This is a genomic window from Chryseobacterium sp. ERMR1:04 (genome assembly GCF_001297705.1).
Lineage (GTDB): Bacteria > Bacteroidota > Bacteroidia > Flavobacteriales > Weeksellaceae > Chryseobacterium.
In genome coordinates, this window is record NZ_LIRF01000005.1 from 133,227 (window position 1) to 154,704 (window position 21,478).

The window sequence follows — 21,478 nt, forward strand, 5'->3', positions numbered from 1 at the left end:
CTAATAGTTAGAATATAGAAACCTGAAATGCTTCAAGATTTAGAAAACAATTTTTCAGAATTAGAGAAAAAGATTTTGAATTTACAAAAGAATCAACAAAGTCTTAATGAAAAATTAACGGATTTAAACAAAGAGCATGAAGAACTGAAGAAGAAATACGACGAGGAAAGGAAAAAAAGTCAGGTATTAGCAGAAGAACAAAAAAATATAAAACTTTATTCAGCGATATCAGGAAACCCGGAACACAATAGGTTGATGAAAAATCATATCAACAGATTGGTTAAAGAAGTGGATTTCTGTATTGCTCAGCTTCAAAACAGTGGATTATAATGGATGTAAGAAGAATTACCATCAATATTGCAGGAAGAGTATATCCACTAAACGTGCCCGCAGCAGAGGAAGAGACTTTGCGTAAAGTGGGGAAGCAAATTGAAAATATGATTAAAGATTTTGAACAAAACTTCGATGTAAGAGATAAACAAGATGCTTTGGCAATGTGCGCCCTGAAATTGGGAACGAATGCTGAAGTGGTATCTCTGAACTACGAAAAAAATATAAATTCTACCAACGAAAGATTAGTAAAGATCAATCAATCGTTGAATGAAATTGGGAAATAGATTTTTTTTTCCAGAAAACCTGCCTACAATAATTCTAACACATTAAAGGTAAACTCAACGCTAAAAAATTACCGAACAAACATCCATTGAATGGCGCGCCGGTTATCCGGATTACAGACAGTGGAGATCAGTTCAAATCGTGTTGATTAGGAGTTTACTCTATATCATTGAATTATTGTAGGCTTTTTTTATTAACATTGTAAAGACAATTAAAACTCAATATAGATTATGACAATAACAACCATTATAGTCGGCGTGATTTGCCTTGTAATTGGTGCGGTGATAGGAATACTTTTCTCTAAAAGCTCACTTAATACTAAAGGACAATTTATTATAGATGACGCAAAAAAGAATGCTGAAAACCTTGTAGAAAAAGCGAATGTACAAGCTGAATCCATAAAGAAAGAAAAGAACCTTCAGGCTAAAGAAAAATTCCTTGAATTAAAATCTCAGCATGATGCAGATATCCAATCGAGAGAGAAGAAAATGCAGGATTCTGAAAAGAGAGTGAAAGACAAAGAAAATAAGCTGAATGATGAGCTTAGCAAGGCAGGAAAACTTGAAAAAGACTTGGACAGACAAATTGCTGATTATGCCAAGAAAACTGAAAATTTAGATAGAAAACAACAGGAATTAGATGTGATCACTTCTAAGAAAGTTGAAACTTTAGAGAAAATATCTAATTATACAGCAGAAGAAGCTAAAGCTGAATTGGTAGAATCAATGAAAGCTGAAGCAAAAACAAGAGCTCAGGCTCACGTTCAGAGCATCATGGAAGAAGCTCAGTTGAATGCTAAAGGAGAAGCTAGAAAAATCGTTATCCAAACGATTCAGAGAATAGGAACAGAACAGGCTATCGAAAATTCAGTATCAGTATTTAATATTGAATCTGATGAAGTTAAAGGTAGAATTATTGGTAGAGAAGGTAGAAATATCCGTGCTTTAGAAGCAGTAACAGGAGTTGAGATCATCGTTGATGATACTCCGGAAGCAATACTTCTTTCATGTTTCGACCCAGTGAGAAGAGAGATCGCAAGATTATCACTTCACAGATTGGTAACAGACGGAAGAATCCACCCTGCAAGAATTGAAGAGGTAGTGGAAAAAACAAGAAAGCAGATTGAAGAAGAAATTATTGAAGTAGGTAAAAGAACAGTTATTGATTTAGGAATTCACGGCTTACACCCAGAATTAATAAAGATTGTAGGTAGAATGAAATACCGTTCTTCTTACGGACAAAACTTATTACAGCACTCAAGAGAGGTAGCAAATATCGCTGCAACAATGGCTGCTGAACTAGGACTAAATGTGAAATTAGCGAAAAGAGCTGGTCTATTACACGATATCGGTAAAGTTCCTGAGCAGGAGTCTGAACTTCCTCACGCTTTACTAGGTATGCAATGGGCTGAAAAATATGGTGAAAATGCAGAGGTTATCAATGCCATTGGAGCTCACCACGACGAGGTAGAAATGACTTCATTGTTGTCTCCGATTATTCAGGTTGCTGATGCTATTTCTGGAGCAAGACCAGGGGCTAGAAGACAGGTGCTGGAATCTTATATCCAAAGATTAAAAGACCTTGAAGCTGCAGCATTAAGCTTTGAAGGAGTATCAAGTGCATACGCAATTCAGGCAGGTAGAGAGTTGAGAGTAATGGTAGAAAGTGGAAGAGTAAATGACGAAACCGCTTCTCAGTTATCTTACGATATTTCTGAAAAGATCCAGAACGAATTAACATATCCTGGACAAGTAAAAGTAACAGTAATCAGAGAAACGAGAGCTGTGAATATTGCAAGATAATAATCAATCAAAGATATTTTATAAAAACCTTTCAAGAAATTGAAAGGTTTTTTATTTTTATCAAAATTTAAAAATGCAAGAACTGTCATTATCCTCCAAGCTGAAATACATTTTTTCTATCCCCGTGATCATTGCTGCCCTTGGGTATTTTGTAGATATTTATGATCTGCTTCTATTTGGGATCGTAAGAATTCCAAGTTTAAAAGCATTAGGGCTGAATCCCGATGTAGATGGGACATTTATTCTCAACTGCCAAATGATTGGATTGTTGATTGGAGGGATTTTCTGGGGTGTTTTCGGTGATAAAAAAGGAAGACTTTCTGTATTATTCGGATCAATCTTGGTGTATTCCTTAGCCAATATTGCTTGCGGTTTTCTCCCGTATTTTCCAAAAGAACATTTGGTATATTCTTATGCAGGATTAAGGTTTATTGCAGGAATTGGTCTAGCCGGAGAGCTTGGAGCAGGAATAACATTGGTTTCTGAAAGTTTACCAAAGAATTTAAGAGCGATAGGAACTTCTGTAGTGGCAGGTTTCGGATTAATGGGAGCGGTTGTGGCTCAATTGACCGTAGAGCTTGCCGGAGGGTGGAATATCTCTTACATCATCGGAGGGGTTCTGGGAATCATGCTGTTGTTTTTAAGAATAAGTGTTTCGGAATCTGGTATTTATAAAAATATTGAAACGAAATCTCTTTCCAAGGGAAACTTTCTCTCCTTTTTTACCAATAAAGACCGTTTCATCAGGTATTTAAAATGCATCGCGGTGGGATTGCCTACTTGGTATTGCATTGGGATTCTGGCGGTATTAGCGAACCAATTTGCCCCTGAATTCGGAATTAAAGACCTAAACCCGGGAAAAGCAATAATGTGGGCGTATGTAGGTATTTCTGTCGGTGACTTAATGAGCGGATTTATTTCCCATGCATTAAAATCCCGAAAGATGGCCATTTTCTATATGCTGATCTTTACGTTAATTGGTGTCGTGATCATGCTTTTCGGAAATACCAATACAGAAACCAAGTATTATATGTTCTGTGTGTGGCTCGGATTAGGAACAGGATATTGGGCGATGTTTGTAACGTTAGCAGCAGAACAGTTCGGGACGAATATCCGAAATACGGCAACCACCACGGTTCCTAATATGGTAAGAGGATTGGTTCCGGTAATGATCCTAGCTTTCGATCTTCTTAAAAACAATTTTTCTGTGATCATGAGTGCCGCAGTGGTTGGCGTGGTGGTATTCGGGCTTGCTTTTTATTCTTCTTTCACGATTTCTGAAACCCACGATAAAGATCTAGACTTTACAGAATAGGAGGTAATGTGAATGAATACGCAATGTATGTTTGATTTAATTGTGTTACTGATCGTATTAATCGTCAATTATCGTGCAATTAAATAATAATTATGTTGTGGATACTATTTATTTGTTTAACTTTGGAACCGTTCAATTAAAAAAATACTTTAAACTAAAATCAGAAATCACATGTTAAACCAAGTTTTAAAAAATGCTAAAAAGCTACAAAAAGGAGATCTTAAAAATATCGTAGGAGGTATTAGTAAACCTAATTTATCTCTATGCGGATGCAGCTGCTCTGGAGCGGTAACAGGTCCTGAGTATTGCTCTCAATATTTCGGATGCCCTCAAGTTTACACTTGCGGACAAGATCTAACATAGAAACATTTCCACATTTAATATGCAGAACCCTTTTGGTATATCCAAAAGGGTTTTGTTCTTTTAATGAATGATATAGAGTAAGCTTCCGATGCTTATGGTGATCCAAAGAATCAATGCAACTGCTAAAGGTTTTAAACCAATGGTCTTCAGGGTCTGTAAAGAAAGGGTAGAGCCGATTAAAAATAAAGTTACGTTTAATCCGGATTTCGCAGCAACCGTAACTATAGAGCTGAAGCTATCGAAGAAAGGGAAATAGGTATTCAGAAGAATAGCAAGAATAAACCATCCAATAAACCATGGGATTTTAATTTTAGAACCTTTACTTTTAAAAATAAACATTGTAATGATGGATACTGGGATAATCCATAATGCTCGGGCTAGTTTTACCGTAGTTGCTATTTTTAATGCTTCATCACCATATTTACTTGCTGCGCCTACAACAGAGCTGGTATCATGGATTCCGACGGCACACCACAGTCCAAATTGCTCTTGGGTAAGATGCAAAATATGCCCAATAAAAGGATAAACAAACAAGGCAACCGAATTCAGCGTAAACACAATCGCAAGAGCCAGCGATATTTGTTTTGTACTGGGTTTTATAATAGGAGAGGTTGCTGCAATGGCACTTCCTCCACAAATTGCAGTTCCTACAGAAAGCAAATAAGAAAGTTGCTTATCAAGCTTGAATATCTTTCCTAAAAAGTAGCCTAAAGTCATCACGGTGAAAATACTCATTACCGTTAAAGTAAATCCAGTTTTGCCGGCCTGGAGTGCTTCATCTAATTTTAATCCGAAGCCTAATCCTACAATAGAAATTTGTAATAAAAGATGAATGTATTGATGTACTTTTTTTTCAAAAGGGTTGCCTATGAAAATGGCTAAAAGAATTCCCAAAGCCAATGCAATCGGAGAAGAGACAAATGGAGTAAGGCATAGAATGATTATTCCAATAAAAATTATTTTCTGTGAAGTTTCATTTTGGATGAAAGTTTTCATATTGTAAAGCGTTGAAATCATAGTTCAAAATTCTACAATTTATTATTACGATGTAAATCGTATTTTGTTATGATTGATAACTTTTAGTTATAATTGATTGAGGTTTTTAATGTTTCGAAGTTGGTTAATCGCAAAGGCGCAATTTCTTTTTACAACAATATGTTTTAAGGCGCAAGGATTTTATCGTAGATAAAATTGATTGGTTTATATGATACAAGCCCGCATACGTTTTGTCATCAGGAGGAATCTATATATCGCGATTGGAGCCTCTGTGATTTTCCAATAAAATATTCTTTTCTAATTATAATTTCCTATTTTACTCGAAAAGTTTTTTATATACATTCAAACAGGTTCATAACTCATAAACTTCAGAAATAATTGAATCAATTCAGATTGTTCCCCTTTGGGAAGGATGTAATGAAAGTTTCTTTCGATACTGAAGTTTTTGATATCAATAATTGTTAAGACATTGTTTTTAAGCTCATTTAAAACAGTGCTGATTGATAAAAAAGCCATACAGTCGGAATGTAATAGATAATTTTTAATGCTTTCACTGCTTCCCAATTGCATGACAATATTCAGTTCATCAATAGTAATTCCTTTTTCTTTTAACCGATTCTGAATAAATTCCTGAGTTCCTGAGCCTTGTTCACGGAAAATTAAATCTACATCATACAGATCTTTTAGATTCAGTGTTTTGTTGGCTAAAGGATGATGGGCTTTGGCAACAAGTACAATTTCATCAGCTTTGAAGGTGGTATATTCAAAAAAAGAAGACTGAGATTCTCCTTCAATGATTCCCAGATCTATTTTTCCTTCTTTTAAAAGGGTGGAAATTATTTCAGTATTTTGGGTGAGCAATTCTATTTTGATGTCTTTATAATAAGAATTGAATTTTGCCAGAATTTCAGGTAAAATATACTGAGCGATTGTTGTGCTGGCCCCGATAATCAGTTTTCCTTTATGCTGTTGATTCACCTGGCTGATCTCAAATTCCAGATCACGATATATATTCCTTATTTTTTCAGCGTATGCATACAATATTTTGCCGCTTTGAGTAAGCTGAATAGAGGTTCCTTTTCGATCAAACAACTTGGTGTTAAGTAGATTTTCTGTTTCTTTGATATGTTTGGTAACGGCGGGTTGTGAAATATTCAGTTCTTCCGAAGCTCTTGTAAAACTCAGCCTTGAAGCAACGGTGTAAAAAACTTTTAATCTGTAATCAAACATATGGGGAATTTAAGCAAAGAAAAAATAAGTTTCTGGAGTAAAGTCAATTTTAATTCTCTTATTTCCTTTGTATTTTCAGAGGATACAAAGGAAATAGGAGAGTATGGGGTTGCAATTGGGATGAAATTATAAAAAAGGTTTCATTTCATCTTCTATCTGAGTCCTCAGATCCATCAGACGTTTTGCATATTGCTCCTGTTGTTTTTCAGCTTCTGTACTCGGGATCCATTTAGGAACAGGAAGTTTTTTGCCATTTTCATCTACCGCTACAAAAACAATGATACAGTGGGTTTTCTTAACAAAAATAGGCTGTTTTAGATTTCTTGAAAATACATTGATGGATATATGCATACTCGAAGAGCCTGTGTAAATAACCTGAGCCTCTACTTTTACTATTTCCCCGATTTTAATAGGTTCATAGAAACGAATTCCCCCTACATATACCGTTACAGAATAATTTCCACTCCAGGTAGTTGCGCAAGCATATCCTGCTTGATCAATCCACTTCATTACACTTCCTCCATGAACGTTTCCTCCATAATTAACATCTGAGGGTTCAGAAATAAACTGAAAAGTAATCGGTTTGTTCTCCATTTTCTTATAAAATTTTCATAAAGGTATTTAATAATTCTTAGAATGGCATATTAAATCATACTTTTGGAGGTTAGAACTTTGAAGAAGGTTTTATGTAATAAAAATAACTTAAAAAAATAAATGAAAAAAGTATTTTATCTTAATACGTGTGACACTTGCAGAAAAATATTGGCCCAGTTTAATCTTAAAGAATGGGAGCTTCGTGAAATAAAAAAAGAACCCATTACAAAAGAAGAATTGGAAGCAATGGCGAAAATTGCGGGGTCTTACGAAGAATTATTCAGTAAAAAATCTACTCAGATCAAGCTAAGAGAGCTAGATCTAAAGACTTTGGGTGAAGATGATTTTAAAGAACTTCTGCTTGATCATTATACGTTTTTGAGACGTCCTGTTTTCCTTACTGATAGCAAAATTTTTATTGGTAACGATAAAAAGAATATTGGAGAATTGAGAGATTTCTTTAATTCAAATTAGAAATAGTAGACAGGTTTTTTCAGAATGTTGTTTGGGGCTGTCGGATTTTCTGAGGGTCAGGATTTTGATGAATATGAATTTTTGAAATCCAAACAATGTAGATCATGATCTGTTTCAGGAGTATAAAAACAAAAACCACAGAATATTCTGTGGTTTTTTGCTTTAAGTATATATCTTTTAATTATACAAAAGGAGCTTTCACCACTTTTGCAGGGATATTTTTGTTTCTTACCTGAATAAAGATTTCAGAACCTAGTTTGAAGTGAGGTTTGTCTACATAAGCCAATCCTAAACCTACTTTTTTCATTGGAGACTGAGTTCCGGAAGTTACTTTTCCGATCACGTTTCCTTCAGCATCTACAACAGGATAGTCGTGTCTTGGAACTCCTTTATCCTGAAGTTCAAAAGCAACTAATTTTCTTGTAACGCCTTCTTCTTTTTGTTTTGCAAAAATATCTTTAGACACGAAATCTTTATCAAATTTTGTGATCCATCCTAATCCTGCTTCAATTGGAGAAGTAGTATCATCGATATCCATTCCGTAAAGGCAGAAACCTTTTTCTAATCTTAAAGTATCTCTGGCAGCCAGTCCGCAAGGAATAATTCCTTCAGGTTGTCCAGCATTAATGATTTCGTCCCACAATTTTTCAGCATTGTCATTTTGGAAATAAATCTCAAAACCTCCACTTCCTGTATATCCGGTGTTAGAAATAATAACGTTCTCTACTCCTGCTACAGCGCCTACCGTAAAGTTATAGTAAGGGATTTCAGAAAGATTAACCTCTGTTAATTTTTGAAGAATTTCAGTAGCTTTCGGCCCTTGAACTGCCAATAAAGACATATCATCAGAAGCATTGGTAAGCACAGCATCAAATTTGTTGTACTTTACAATGTGGTTCCAGTCTTTTTCAATGTTTGAGGCATTCACAACAACGAAATACTTTTCATCTTCCATTTTGTAAACAATAAGGTCGTCTACAATTCCTCCGGTTTCGTTAGGAAGACAAGTATATTGCGCTTTTCCGTTTTCCAAAGCATCTACATTATTAGTCGTAACCAATTGTAAAAGATCTTTAGCACCCGGACCTTCAACGAAAAATTGTCCCATGTGAGATACGTCGAATAATCCTGCTTTTTCTCTTACCGCAAAATGCTCTTCTGTAACTCCGGAATATTGTACAGGCATTTCAAAACCTGCGAAAGGTACTATTTTCGCTCCTAAAGAAGCGTGTTTGTCGTACAAGGCTGTTTTCTTCATGTTTATTTCTATTTCTTTATTTTAAAGCTGTTAAAAGTATCGTTAAAAAGGGTCATGTAATTTCCGTTCCAGTATTTCTGACCGCAGTTGATGGAAATAAGATACAGATCTTTATCTTTTTGAAAGACTTTGGTGATCCAGAATAGCTTATCTTTTTCATCAAAATATTCATACATATATTCTGTGTATCCCTTTTTTCCGTTTTTGCTTTTTATTTTGTTTTCATCGTCACTTGATTGATAAAGAGCAAGGATGAATTTTTTTGTTTCTGCTTTGGGAAGGTTCAGATCGTGATATTCTGAGATGGTAATGGCGCCAATTTCGTTGGTAGGAAAGATATTAACAATTTCGCTTTCGTTCATGGCCTTCCAACCATCGGGATAGCTGATAGAATAATTAGAGCTGTCATACATCTGTTGTTTCTGAGCAAACGAAAAAAGTCCCAACAAAAATGTTGTTATGAGTAGTGCTTTTTTCATTGCTTAAAAGTTGTGTTTGTATTCTTCCAAAATGATTTTAAACCATTCGGTGAAATTTTTAGGATTTTCAGCTATTTCTTTGTCGAGATCCGAAATAGAGATATACCTTACTTCTTCTACTTCATTTTTGTTTAAATTGAAATCGGCTTCATAATTTCCCACGAAAACATGGTCTAATTCATGTTCCCAAAGTCCACCGCCAACATCAGCTCTATAAATAAAATTGAATTTTTCTGAAAGTTCAGTGTCTATTCCCAGTTCTTCTTTAACCCTTCTTTTGGCTCCGTCCAGATATGTTTCTCCATTTCTGGGATGAGAACATACGGCATTGGTCCATTGGTTGGGAGAGTGGTATTTTTCGGATGCTCTTTTTTGCAAAAGCATCTCTCCTTTATTATTGAATAAAAAAACGGAAAATGCACGATGTAACAAGCCGTTAATATGGGCCTGTTGCTTTTCCATTAAGCCTAAAACTTCATCCGCCGGATTAACTAAAACTACGAATTCTTCCATTGATACAAATGTAAGTTTAATAAATGTATTTTGGAAATTTTTGGTGAAACATCATATTTCTTTACGATTATGTTTGTTTTGAATGTTCTCGCAGATTATGCAGATTTTTTCTTGAAAAATATTCACAATCATCTGCAAGATCTGCAAAATCCGCGAGAGAAAAATTACTTTTTGACTGCTTTTCCAATTCTGATATATAAGAATGATATAATAAAAAAGAAGATCGTGACGAATAACGAATTAATTAAAACTTTTGGTAAACCTAAAGCAGTAACATCCACAAAAGGATAAGGGTAAAACCCTGAAAAGTTTCCCCGGATTAATATAACAATTAGATAGATGATAGGAAATAGAGCCCATTTCAAAATCTGGCTGTATTTTACACGGGCTTTATTTTCAAATAAATACCAGAAAATAATGGTGAGAACAGGCATTACGCTGTGTAGGAGTTCGTCAACAACTCTTTGTAAACCGGTCGGTTGCCATGTTCCTCTCAGGATAATCTGATACGTAGCTCCAACAATCGTAATATAAACCGTAATAGCCGTTAGAATTCCCGATTTTTTGTCTTCGTTTTCTTGTTTTTGGAAAACGACAGTAGTAAAATAAAGCGTTGCAAGAAAATTAACAAGGATGGTAAAATAAGTGAAAAACCTGAAATTGGCTTCCATTAAAGAAGTTGTCCTGTTTTCTATATGCAAATAATATTGTGTTATTAAAGCAAACCAACCAATGAGTGCAAAAATAATCGCAAGATTTTTTTTCATGATTTGTAATTAGTGATATAAATATAAAACAAAAAAGCCAATTTACAATTTCTGTAAAATGACTTTTGTAATGCTTAGGTAATGGTATTATTTAACGTCTTTCCAGATATTTCTGTTAAGCGTTTCTATTGTATTTCCTTTGATGACATATGTATCGGGACCTTTAATATGGCTGGTTTCCCCATGACTGTAAGCTAAGAGATCATAATTAACGGTGATGGTATCTCCATTTTTCTCAAAAGTCAGATATTGATAATCCGAAAAATTAGAAGCTGAATTAGGCGGTTGGAAAAAATCCTGACCAATTAATTGATCGGCTGCTTTATTATGGGCAAACCATTTTTTTACCAGGTCTTTCTGTTCTTTAGACCCTTGTTTTCCCAGACCAAGAGCGGTGGTAAGTTCACAATTGCCATCATTGCAATTAGATCCGCCTAGTCCGCTGTATAAAGCGGCAATAGCTTTTAATGGTTCCGAAAGTTTATTGATATCCGATGTATTGATATCGCCGGGGCTTTTTTGTGATTTTTTGATCAGCGTAAATGTTTCATTACCTTCTTTGGCCGGACTATTTTCAGGAGGTGAGGGTGTAGATGAAACACTATCAGCTAGAGTAGTGGTTGATAGACTATCTGCATTTTTATCTGCCGATGTTGATGTTTTGTTCGATGGGTTGCAGGAGAAAAGGAATAATGATGCTATTCCAATGGCAATACTATTTAATTTCATAGGTGATTTTTTTGTGAAGGCATCAATAAAGATACCAAATTGCTAAGTATTTTTAATCTTAAATTTTCACCTATTTTGAAACAGAATGATTTGATACTCATTGTAAAAATAACAGTACAAATGTTTGTTTTATCGATAAAATAATGAAATAAAGGGCCTAGATTTAATATAAATCAAGTTTAACACTCCTGTTTGGTGTAAAAGTCGTAACTTCGCCATTCAAATTTTTAATGATGGAATTAGACTATATCGAGCACCTAAGTCCTATACTTAAGGACGGCGTAAAAAACTACTTAATAGACATCGACGGAACAATTACGGACGATGTACCCAACGAAGAACCGGAAAGAATGGTTACTTGTGAACCGTATCCTGATGCGTTAGCGACGGTTAACAAATGGTACGACGAAGGTCACCAGATCTGCTTCTTTACTTCAAGAACAGAAAATCTAAAGCAAATTACGATGGATTGGTTGGATAAACACGGATTTAAATATCACAGTGTTTTATGCGGAAAACCAAGAGGTGGAAACTACCATTGGATAGACAATCACTTGGTGAGAGCAACAAGATACAAAGGAAAATTCACGGATCTTGTGGAAAAACAAGTGACCATTGAAGTTTTTAAAGATTAAAATTATAATTCAGGGATTTAAAGATTAAACGATTAAAGTGGGTAATACTGCATGATTTTTTAATTTTTAAATCCTTCAATTTTTTAAATACATATTATTTATGAAAGTTTTAGCAAACGATGGGTTGGATCAATCTGGGATTGATGCATTAACTGAAAAGGGATTTGAAGTAATCACGGCAAAAGTTCCTCAGGAATTTTTAGTAGATTATATCAACGAACACAAAATCCGTACTTTATTGGTGCGTAGTGCAACACAGGTAAGAAAAGATATTATTGATAATTGTCCGTCACTTGGCATCATCGGTAGAGGTGGAGTAGGAATGGATAATATTGATGTAGATTATGCAAGAGAAAAAGGAATTCATGTGATCAATACGCCTTCTGCTTCTTCGGAATCGGTTGCTGAATTGGTTTTTGCACATTTATTTTCAGGATCAAGATTTTTACAGGAATCTAACAGAAAGATGCCTGTAGTGGGAGATACAGAATTTGCAGGTCTTAAGAAAGCGTATGCAGCAGGAATCGAACTAAGAGGAAAAACCATCGGAATTGTTGGGATGGGAAGAATCGGACAGGAGGTTGCTAGAATTGCGCTAGGTCTTGGTATGAGAGTGATTGCTGCGGATAGCAATGTAGGTAAAGCAAGCATTAAAGTGAAATTCTACAACAACCAGTTTATTAATGTAGACATTGAAACAGAACCTTTACAGGAAGTTTTAAAGCATTCAGATTTTATTACGCTTCACGTTCCGGCACAGAAAGACGGATATATGATCGGTAAAAATGAATTTGAGATCATGAAAGACGGTGTAGCAATTGTAAACTGTTCAAGAGGTGGAGTTATTGACGAGTCTGCTTTAATAGAAGCTTTAGATTCAGGGAAAGTAAGATTTGCAGGTCTTGATGTTTTCATCAATGAGCCTACGCCTTCTAAGGAGATTCTTACGCATTCTAAAATCTCTTTAACGCCGCATACAGGGGCATCTACTTTGGAAGCTCAGGATAGAATTGGTCTTTCTTTGGCAGAACAAATTTCAAGCATTTTACAGATTCACTAATCTGGTGATGATAAAGAATAAAAAAACACCTCAATGGAGGTGTTTTTGTTTTTTAAGTAAGAGTGGTGATTTATTAATATGTTTTTACGTTCAAAATAACTGATTGTAAATCTAATATATGAAATCCGATATCTTCTTATATATTATTTTTGCTTCTCAAAAGATCTCTGATTTCCGTTAATAATTTTTGGTCATCAGTTGGTCCTGCAGGAGCTGCTTCTTCTTTCTTGCTGATTTTATTGATCCCTTTGATCATCATGAATAAAACTAAAGCAATACATAAGAAATTGATGACCGCTGCTAAAAAGTTACCATACGTAACTCCATTCCAAACCAAGCCTTTAATGTTTTCTGCGCCTGCAGCTTTTAGAGCTGGATTTAATAGAAGAGGCGTGATCACATCTTCTACAAATGATGAAACGATTTTACCAAATGCAGCACCAATAATTACCCCTACTGCTAGATCGATAACATTGCCTTTGACTGCAAATTCTTTAAATTCTTTAAGAAATCCCATAATTTAATTCTTTTTAATGTTGTTTATCACAAATATAATTTAAAAAAATGAATATTTGTCATTAATAATAAACACATAAATCGATATTTTGTGATTAATTAATCATGGATATAAAGTGTTAAAATGAAAATTATATACGGTAAAGAGAAAACGTTAAGGATATTTAAATTAACAGATTCTAAAATATATTTTTATTTTTTAGGGTAAAAAGTGTTGCGGACTCCCCAGAGGTAGAACTTTTAAACACTTTAAATAATTAAAATGATTTAAAAACACCATTGCAAATTTGAAAATAAGCGGAAAAATTAGCTGACTTTCTGTTAAAAAATAAGAGCCTGTTTAAATTTCTAAATTTGATTTTTTGTATACCATTCAAATCTTTATCTAAATCACATTCTTTAAGGATTTTCCTGATTAAAAAGATAAGGTATTGATGACCTATTTTTCTAACGCAAAGCTTTAGCTTTATTAAACATATTTTCAGGGAGCAAAGGATAGAATCAACTTCGTTGATTCATCGAAGCGTATGGATAAGTATACAGCTTCATCAGCGACGAAGTCGCATCACTTTGCCCACTTAAAATAAAGGAAAATTATTCATCAACTTTGCGTTAATATTTTTAATCAAAAAATAATTTCAAACATGATCTATTGAGTATTATCAATAAAAAAAACTGATAACCAAGTGTATAATGATTCTTAAGTAAAATTTAAACAAGCTTTAAGAGTATTAAAAATAGACGTCCAATATGTTTTTCTAGGGCCATCAATTCTAAATGTTCATCATTCAAAGGAAGCCATAAAAAAAGACTCAGATAAAAATCTGAGCCTTTCTCTTTTTTTAATTTTAAAATGATATTTCAAACTCTATTGATAGGAGTAACGCTTTGGTAAGCATTATTTTTTAGTGAGTAATTTTTGTAATTCAGCTACTTGTAGTTTTAGGTCCTGAACTTCTTTTTGTTGAGATTGTAAAGACTCAATTTCTTTTTGTTGCTCTTTAACGGCATTCACCAATATTTTAGTTAAAGCACTTTCATCAAATTGTCTTTTATCTTTTAGTCCGCTGTTTGCCGTGTCATCTATGATACTTACCATATAAGGCGCTGCTTTTTCTACTTCCTGTGCAATAAAACCGATGTGTTTTTGATCTAAGTCTTTGTAGCCAGACTTTTCGTTGTATTTATAGGTAACGGTTCTCAATTGGTTAATCACATTCAGACCGTCTTTAAAATCTTCAATATCTTTTTTTACTCTTTTGTCAGAAAAAGTTCCCCAGCTTCCACCTCCCGGTTTATCTGCTGAACCATCAACAGATAATAAAGATGTAGGATTGGGAGTACCTATTCCTACATTTCCATTAGTACTAATTCTCATTTTAAAGGTATCATTGGTCATTAGATCAAGTGGGTGACTAGAATTAGTTCCTAGCCATCCGGCAGCTCCTCCTCCATTTGTAATACCAGTACCCACATAAGATCTTAAACGTATTGTACCGTCAGTATGTTGAAAACCATATTGCTTCGTATTTGTCACAATGTCTACTTTTACTGCTGGGGTTACTGTTCCTATTCCCACATTGCCATTGGTATCAATTCTCATGCGAAAAGTATCATTCGTCATTAAATCGAAAGGGTGATTAGAAGTTGTGCCCCACCAACCAGATAAACTAGCTCCATTGGTATTACCTATTCCTACATATGAATTCAGAATTACAGTTCCATCACTATGTCTGAATCCATAATTTTTGGTGGCAGTAAGCAGGTCAACTTTTACTGCGGGGGTTGCTGTACCAATACCTATTCTATGGTTAGCTGCATCTACAGATAATGAATTACCATCTACAGAAAATGCATTAACAGCAGTTCCTGTAAATTTCAATGTATTGGCTGCTTGTGTTACCGTCCTGTTTCCTGTAAGACTCCCATCTGTATTATAAATATTCACACTCGAGCTTGGAGAACTTGATGAGGTTAATTTTGCCCATAATGTACCATCATAATAATAGTATCCCACAGTATCTACATTAGCTGCAGTTCCTGTTTGTGTTCCTGTAGCAATGTTATTTACGTAGATTAGAGTAGAAGTAGGCACTGCTGCCATACTTTGTGCTCTTTGCCGATCTACACGGGGAATTAGTAGACCATCAACATTAGTTGTGTTACCTGTAGTGTTCTTAGCCGTTACATCCAAAGTGGATTGCGGAGTACTAGTGTTGATGCCTACTTGAGCATAAGAGTAAGCTCCTAATAGAAGGAGTGAAGATAAAATTACTTTTTTCATAATTGTGTTATTTTATATTAAGTTCAATAAATTTTTTAAATAGAGATACATCATCTATCATTATAGTATATAATTATCTTTAGTTTTTTATCCTTAATAATAGAAACTAGAGTTTGGATAAAAGTAAAAGGGGAGAGATGCTATAAATTTTTCAATTGTTAAGCTGGAGAATGAATAATTCATTCATTGATATTGAGAATATGTCTGTCCTGTTTTTCAAGATAATCTCTAAAAAGATTTCTGAATGTTTTGTTTGGATGGCTACAGATTCGTAAAAATACTTGTTTAACCGAAATCGGGATAATGGGTTGCTGTTTTTCATCATTGTGTGTTGTTTTGTTTTTAATAAAAATTTGCTATAAATATGAGTATTTTGTTGAAAAAATATTTTAAGCAAAAAATAAATAAATAGGTTATTGTTATGTAATTTAACAATTTATATACCAAAAAACAACTTATTATGATGAATTGTAATGTATTATGAGCGTTTTTTATTTAAAAATAAATCCTGATATGGTGATGGAATGTAATATGTAATTGATGTTTTTAATGAATATTAATCACTTTATTTTGAAAAATAAATATTGGTTATACCTATTCAATAGTACATCCGTTTAGTGATATATATATGATATTTTCATTTTTTAGTAGTTGATATATTGTGATATTTCAATATAAAATACAAGAATAATTATATTCTGGAACCCTAATGTAATTTTTTTTAAAAAAATATAATTTATTTAAATGTTTAATGTATTTCATAATGATTTTTTTTTTTTTTCACAAAATAAAGGCTCAGATTATAAAAATCAAAGCCCTTATTTTTTATTCACATCCTCATTTGAGGGAGTGTTTTGAAATTATTTTACATTAATTTATTATTTATTCAATAATTTTTGCATTTCTTTTACTTGCGATTTTAAATCTTCAATTTCTTTTTGTTGTTCCTGTATGGCATTTACCAATATTTTAGTCAATGCACTGTCATCCAATTCTCTTCTGTCAGATAAGCCACTTACTGCGGTATCGTCTTTGATATTTACCATGTAAGGAGCTGATTTTTCTACTTCCTGAGCGATAAAACCTACATATTGTTTATTCAAGTCTTTAAATCCGGACTTTTCATTGTATCTATAGGTAACAGGTCTTAACTGCTTAATCACATTGAGTCCGTCTTTAAAATCTGCAATATCTTTTTTTACTCTTCTATCTGATGAAGCAGCCCAGGTTCCGCCTCCAGGCTTATCCGCATTTCCAGCAACAGAAAGTAGATTAGCAGGAGATATTGTTCCTATTCCAACATTTCCACTTGCAGTAATTCTCATTTTAAAAGTATCATTAGTCATAAAATCTAGTGGATGGGAAGATGTTGTACCAAACCAGCCTGCAACCGTGGCTCCATTTGTACTACCGGTTCCAACATAGGAATTCAAAATTACCGTTCCATCACCATGTCTGAATCCATATTGCTGAGATGCGGTAAGTATGTCTAGTTTTACTGCTGGGTTAGATGTTCCTATTCCGACATTTCCATTATTTCCCTTCACTCTCATTCTCTCCAGGTAAGTCCCTCCATTAGAATTTCCGAAAAAAAAGTCTTCCTCAGTTCCATTAGTTGCAGTAGCACCACTGCGTATAGAACCAATTCCCCAATTGGCACCCCCAGAAGTAGTTCCACTGTTGGTAAATCCTAACAGGGATAAATTTCCTGTGGCCAGCGCAGAGGTATTTCTAAGTGCGATGATTGGGTTTTGAACCGTTGAAACAGGAGCATCAAATAAATTGTATCGTCCAGTATTTGCAGTTGGCGCAACTACATGTAGCATGTGTTGTGGAGCTGCTGTTCCTAGCCCCACTCTGTGATTAGTAGCATCAACAGAAAATGAAGTTCCATCTACAGAAAAAGCATTTACAGCTGTTCCTGTAAAGGTTAAAGTATTGGCTGCCTGGGTTACAATTCTATTTCCTCCAAGGCTTCCGTCATTCGTGTAAATATTAATGGAGTTGTTTGGAGCGCTTGATGAATATACTTTTGCCCATACAGTACCATCAAAATAGTAATATCCTACCGCATTTACGTTGATGGCGGTTCCTGTTTGGGTTCCGTTCGCAATACTATTAATATAAATTAAAGTAGAATTGGGAACTGCTGTCATGCTTTGGGCTCTTAGTCGGTCTACACGAGGGGCTAAGAGTCCGTCAACATTTGTTGTGGTGCCCGTTGCATTTTTAGCAGTTACATCTAGTGTGGAAGCCGGTGTTGTGGTATTAACCCCTACTTGAGCGTAGGAATAAGTTCCCAATACGAATAGGGAAGTAAGTAATACTTTTTTCATTGTAATAGTGTGTTAAGTTTAATAGTTTTTTTAAGGTATGACACTTATTATTTATGATTGTAATAAATAATAATCTTCAGTATCAAGATGGGCTATAGATCATATTCTAGCTTGGGTAGATAATCAATACAGAATAGGAGCATTAGTTTTTTTTGAATCTGTTGTTAATGTACTCTCGAAATTAATAATAAATTATCCTTTAATTGATAGTAATTATTCACTTTTTATATCCCTACTTGGTTATAAAAAGACAGTTCTATTGAAAATAGGGAAGGAGGGTTTGTATTTTTCATCGTTAATTGTTTGTATGGTAAATATAGAAAAAAATCTATTATACACATAAAAATAAGAAAAAGTTTAATGTTTATGTTTTTCACTATATATAGTTAATTGTGGATAATAATGAAAGGTATTGTCATGTATTAGATATTAATAATTTGTAATTTATGATATTTATTGATTATTAAGCATGTCATTTTGTGGTGATTAAAAAATGAAATAAAGTAAAAAATACAAAATATTTTGAGGGAATAAGAATTGTAATTATTTTACGCTGATAAAAAGAAAAAGAAAAATGATTGATATATTTGCTGGTAGCAAAGGGAATATTGACGGGTATATCTCTATGTTTTATATTATTTTTTAATTACAATAATCCTATCATATGAAAATTTTTACGGCGCAACAAATACGTCAATGTGATGAATATACCATCGCTAATGAATCTATTTCTTCGATTCAGTTAATGGAAAGAGCAGCAGAAGCCTTTGTGTATTGGGTCTCTGAAAACTGTAATAATCATAGAAATTTTGTTCTGTTTTGCGGTCCTGGGAATAATGGAGGAGATGGTTTTGCCATCGCAAGGTTATTATGCCTGAAAGGTTTTGATGTAGATGTTTTTGTAGATCCTAAAGCTAAGTTCTCTGATGATGCCAATGCCAATTTTAAAGAATTAAAAGGAATACCGGAAGTGCAGATCAAGAGTTTTAAAGATATGGATCTGTTTCGTTTTGATAGCAGAACCATTATTATTGATGCCCTTTTCGGAATCGGACTGTCCAGAGAATTAGAAGGAGATTATAAAAAGATCATTGATGAGCTCAACGCAAAGAAGGCCATCAGGATTTCAATTGATATTCCTTCCGGATTGTTTACAGATAAAGTCTCAGATGAAAAGTCTACTATTTTTAAAGCAGATTATACGCTAAGTTTTCAGTGTTGGAAAAAAGGTTTTTTACATCCTGAAACAGGCAAATATGCAGGAAAGGTGGTTGTTTTAGATATTGATCTTAGCGAAGAATATATTTCAGAGACCGAAACCCAACATTTTATTATTGACGATACCATGGTGGAAGGCATCTTTAAACCTAGAAATGAGTTTTCACATAAAGGGACATACGGTAAAGTGACTATTGCTGCCGGGAGTTACGGCAAAATAGGTGCTGCGGTTCTGGCTACCCAATCGGCATTGAAAATGGGGGCGGGATTAACGTTTACCTTAGCTCCGAAATGCGGATATGAAATCCTTCAAACTTCCTGCCCGGAAGCCATGTTCATAGAAGGGGGTGAAAAGAATGTAGATGAATTTACGATTGATGAAACCTCAGTAGCCGGAATAGGTCCTGGGTTGGGAACAAATACTGAAACTGAAAAGGCTTTATTGAAGTTTTTAAAGCAGTATTCAAAACCGTTGGTATTAGATGCAGATGCATTAAATATCCTTGCTAAAGATCAAAAAAATGTAGCATTAATTCCAAAAAGATCAATAATAACGCCCCATCCAAAAGAGTTTGAAAGGTTATTTGGTCTCACAAAAGATTCTTTTGATAGAGTAGAACTGGCTCGAAAAAAAGCGCACGAACTTCAAATTTATATTGTATTAAAAGATCATCATACGCAAATCATTACTCCTGAAGGAAATGTATTTTATAATATCACCGGAAATTCAGGTTTGGCAAAAGGAGGAAGCGGAGATCTGTTGACAGGGATTTTAACTTCATTATTAGCGCAAGGATATTCCGAAGAAAATGCCGCTCTATTTGGGGTTTGGTTTCATGGAAAAGCCGCAGAATTTGCTGCGGAAAAACATTCTAAAGAAGCCATGCTTCCAACTGATGTAATCCAAGAATTCGGAAACGTTTTTGGAGAACTTAATAGAAAAGCTGAAATAAAATTATAGAACGTATCCCATTTTGGGTTTGAATTTTCTGATTGAATGTATGTTAATCAGCCACGAAGTGGCGAAATAATAATAGCATCGGGTGGAACCCGATGAAATAAAGACCAATGATAAGGTAGCCCTGAAAGGGCGTGACAATTTAAAAGATAAAATGGTATTGTTTCAATTTTTAGCTTCAAAAATACATGTAAGAAAATGATCGTAAATTTTAAGCTCTATTTGATTTATCGTTGATTTCGAGAAATTTTCGATTTTTTTGAGGGTATCGAATCCGCAAATTATGGATGATAAATTGTAAATAAAAAAAGGCAAACTCGCATATGCAAGTTTGCCTTTTTAAAGTATTGTAAAGAAAGCTTATTCCGGTTTCCCGTTTTCAGCTTCTGTGATTTTAAATTTCTTAGAATAGATCATGATAACAAATCCTGCAATCATAAAAGGAATAGAAAGTACCTGTCCGGTATTTAATCCTGCAAATTGAATGAACTCATCTCCTTGAGGCATTTTTAAAAATTCTACAAAGAATCTAATCGCCCAAAGAATGATAAAGAACAATCCGAATAACCATCCCTGTTGGTATTTCTTGTTTGTTTTTTTATACAAAATCCATAATAAAACAAATAAGCAAACGTAGCCAAACGCTTCAAATAACTGGGTAGGATAACGTGGAACAGTCGCTCCGTACTCACTGCTTTGCTGAGGGAAAAATATAGCGAATGGTGAATTAGGATCAACCGGTTTTCCTACGATTTCAGAGTTGAAAAAGTTACCCATTCTTACAAAAGCACCTCCTAAAGCAACTACAATTCCTATTCTGTCATATACCCAAAACGGGTTTTTCTTGATGATTTTAAATGAATAATAAAGTGTTGTAAAGATCAAAGCAATCGTCGCTCCGTGACTTGCTAATCCTGAAAATCCTGTAAATTTTAATCCGTTTTTAGTGCTTATCGGTAAAAATACACTCCAGAAATCTTCTTTGAATAATTCCGGTTGGTAAAAAATAACGTGTCCTAATCTTGCGCCTAAAATGGTTCCGATTAAGGTCCATGTGAAAAGAGGCTCCAAATATTTTATATTAACATTGTCGTTTTTGAAAATTCTTGCCATTAGAATATAACCTAATCCAAAAGAAAAAATAAACATTAAGCTATAAAAATGTAGTGTAACTGGCCCTATCTGAATGCCTTTTGAAGGATCCCAGATCTTAAATGGAGTTTCCAGTTCTACCTTATCAGTCTCAGTAATCGGCTTGCCGGATTTTACGGCATATTTAAAGGTGTCGATATTTTCCTGAGTAACGCCTGTTGTGATCAATTTAAACTTTTTATCA

21 protein-coding genes are annotated in these 21,478 nt (G+C 34.2%); 9 read left to right on the forward strand and 12 right to left on the reverse strand.

All coding sequences use genetic code 11. From position 1 onward, the window contains the following. Positions 1–27: 27 nt before the first annotated feature. From AMQ68_RS11100 to AMQ68_RS11120, 5 genes are all read left to right on the forward strand, one after another. Positions 28–330, forward strand: a complete 303-nt coding sequence (locus AMQ68_RS11100; RefSeq protein WP_054510708.1) for a hypothetical protein — start codon at positions 28–30, stop codon at positions 328–330. After that, complete coding sequence (locus AMQ68_RS11105; protein WP_034743389.1) at positions 330–617, forward strand: cell division protein ZapA; 288 nt, start codon at positions 330–332, stop codon at positions 615–617. The genes AMQ68_RS11100 and AMQ68_RS11105 overlap by 1 nt, the downstream gene beginning before the upstream one ends. Positions 618–845: 228 nt before the next feature. Further along, on the forward strand, positions 846–2,417 hold the full coding sequence (gene rny, locus AMQ68_RS11110) for a ribonuclease Y (RefSeq protein ID WP_054510709.1): 1,572 nt from the start codon (positions 846–848) through the stop codon (positions 2,415–2,417). A gap of 73 nt (positions 2,418–2,490) precedes the next feature. Next, positions 2,491–3,732 (forward strand): MFS transporter, encoded by a 1,242-nt coding sequence (locus AMQ68_RS11115; protein ID WP_054510710.1) that lies wholly within the window; start codon positions 2,491–2,493, stop codon positions 3,730–3,732. 171 nt (positions 3,733–3,903) lie between these two features. Next, complete coding sequence (locus AMQ68_RS11120; RefSeq protein WP_054510711.1) at positions 3,904–4,095, forward strand: hypothetical protein; 192 nt, start codon at positions 3,904–3,906, stop codon at positions 4,093–4,095. A 60-nt stretch (positions 4,096–4,155) separates the two neighbouring features. On the opposite strand, the gene AMQ68_RS11125 is transcribed toward AMQ68_RS11120, so the two are convergent. The 3 genes from AMQ68_RS11125 to AMQ68_RS11135 form a co-directional block, all read right to left on the reverse strand. Beyond that, on the reverse strand, positions 4,156–5,091 hold the full coding sequence (locus tag AMQ68_RS11125; RefSeq protein WP_054511103.1) for a YeiH family protein: 936 nt from the start codon (positions 5,089–5,091) through the stop codon (positions 4,156–4,158). A gap of 342 nt (positions 5,092–5,433) precedes the next feature. Further along, a complete protein-coding gene (locus tag AMQ68_RS11130; protein ID WP_054510712.1) occupies positions 5,434–6,321 on the reverse strand; it encodes a LysR family transcriptional regulator in 888 nt (295 codons plus the stop codon). Between the two features lie 126 nt (positions 6,322–6,447). Then, on the reverse strand, positions 6,448–6,915 hold the full coding sequence (locus AMQ68_RS11135; protein WP_054510713.1) for an acyl-CoA thioesterase: 468 nt from the start codon (positions 6,913–6,915) through the stop codon (positions 6,448–6,450). A gap of 120 nt (positions 6,916–7,035) precedes the next feature. Between AMQ68_RS11135 and AMQ68_RS11140 the strand changes: the two genes are divergently transcribed. After that, positions 7,036–7,389 carry an arsenate reductase family protein gene (locus AMQ68_RS11140; protein ID WP_054510714.1) on the forward strand — a complete coding sequence of 118 codons (354 nt, stop codon included), beginning with the start codon at positions 7,036–7,038 and terminating at the stop codon, positions 7,387–7,389. Between the two features lie 181 nt (positions 7,390–7,570). Here the strand turns inward: AMQ68_RS11140 and gcvT are convergent, their stop codons facing one another. The 5 genes from gcvT to AMQ68_RS11165 all read right to left on the reverse strand — a co-directional run bounded on the left by gcvT (position 7,571) and on the right by AMQ68_RS11165 (position 11,135). Further along, positions 7,571–8,647, reverse strand: coding sequence for a glycine cleavage system aminomethyltransferase GcvT (gcvT, locus tag AMQ68_RS11145; RefSeq protein ID WP_054510715.1), 1,077 nt, complete (start codon positions 8,645–8,647; stop codon positions 7,571–7,573). An 8-nt stretch (positions 8,648–8,655) separates the two neighbouring features. After that, positions 8,656–9,126, reverse strand: a complete 471-nt coding sequence (locus AMQ68_RS11150; RefSeq protein WP_054510716.1) for a hypothetical protein — start codon at positions 9,124–9,126, stop codon at positions 8,656–8,658. 3 nt (positions 9,127–9,129) lie between these two features. Next, the gene (gene idi, locus AMQ68_RS11155; RefSeq protein WP_054510717.1) at positions 9,130–9,639 is read right to left on the reverse strand and encodes an isopentenyl-diphosphate Delta-isomerase; all 510 of its coding nucleotides are present in this window, start codon (positions 9,637–9,639) and stop codon (positions 9,130–9,132) included. Positions 9,640–9,803: 164 nt separating this feature from the next. Beyond that, a complete protein-coding gene (locus tag AMQ68_RS11160) occupies positions 9,804–10,406 on the reverse strand; it encodes a Pr6Pr family membrane protein (RefSeq protein ID WP_054510718.1) in 603 nt (200 codons plus the stop codon). An 87-nt stretch (positions 10,407–10,493) separates the two neighbouring features. Next, a complete protein-coding gene (locus AMQ68_RS11165; RefSeq protein ID WP_054510719.1) occupies positions 10,494–11,135 on the reverse strand; it encodes a hypothetical protein in 642 nt (213 codons plus the stop codon). A 233-nt stretch (positions 11,136–11,368) separates the two neighbouring features. On the opposite strand from AMQ68_RS11165, the gene AMQ68_RS11170 reads away from it, so the two are divergent. Then, positions 11,369–11,770, forward strand: a complete 402-nt coding sequence (locus AMQ68_RS11170) for a phosphoheptose isomerase (RefSeq protein WP_054510720.1) — start codon at positions 11,369–11,371, stop codon at positions 11,768–11,770. Between the two features lie 100 nt (positions 11,771–11,870). Continuing rightward, positions 11,871–12,830: a D-2-hydroxyacid dehydrogenase gene (locus AMQ68_RS11175; RefSeq protein WP_054510721.1), complete on the forward strand. Its 960-nt coding sequence runs from the start codon at positions 11,871–11,873 to the stop codon at positions 12,828–12,830. Positions 12,831–12,966: 136 nt separating this feature from the next. On the opposite strand, the gene mscL is transcribed toward AMQ68_RS11175, so the two are convergent. The 3 genes from mscL to AMQ68_RS11190 form a co-directional block, all read right to left on the reverse strand. After that, positions 12,967–13,347: a large conductance mechanosensitive channel protein MscL gene (gene mscL / locus AMQ68_RS11180; RefSeq protein WP_054510722.1), complete on the reverse strand. Its 381-nt coding sequence runs from the start codon at positions 13,345–13,347 to the stop codon at positions 12,967–12,969. A gap of 897 nt (positions 13,348–14,244) precedes the next feature. Then, positions 14,245–15,630 (reverse strand): tail fiber domain-containing protein, encoded by a 1,386-nt coding sequence (locus AMQ68_RS11185; RefSeq protein ID WP_054510723.1) that lies wholly within the window; start codon positions 15,628–15,630, stop codon positions 14,245–14,247. A gap of 878 nt (positions 15,631–16,508) precedes the next feature. Beyond that, entirely contained in the window at positions 16,509–17,966 is a 1,458-nt protein-coding gene (locus AMQ68_RS11190) for a tail fiber domain-containing protein (protein ID WP_054510724.1), read from the reverse strand. Between the two features lie 664 nt (positions 17,967–18,630). Here AMQ68_RS11190 and AMQ68_RS11195 point away from each other — a divergent pair. Further along, the gene (locus tag AMQ68_RS11195; RefSeq protein WP_054510725.1) at positions 18,631–20,145 is read left to right on the forward strand and encodes a bifunctional ADP-dependent NAD(P)H-hydrate dehydratase/NAD(P)H-hydrate epimerase; all 1,515 of its coding nucleotides are present in this window, start codon (positions 18,631–18,633) and stop codon (positions 20,143–20,145) included. 357 nt (positions 20,146–20,502) lie between these two features. Here AMQ68_RS11195 and lgt read toward each other — a convergent pair whose 3' ends face one another. Further along, positions 20,503–21,351 carry a prolipoprotein diacylglyceryl transferase gene (gene lgt / locus AMQ68_RS11200; RefSeq protein ID WP_262483902.1) on the reverse strand — a complete coding sequence of 283 codons (849 nt, stop codon included), beginning with the start codon at positions 21,349–21,351 and terminating at the stop codon, positions 20,503–20,505. Between the last annotated feature and the right edge of the window lie 127 nt (positions 21,352–21,478).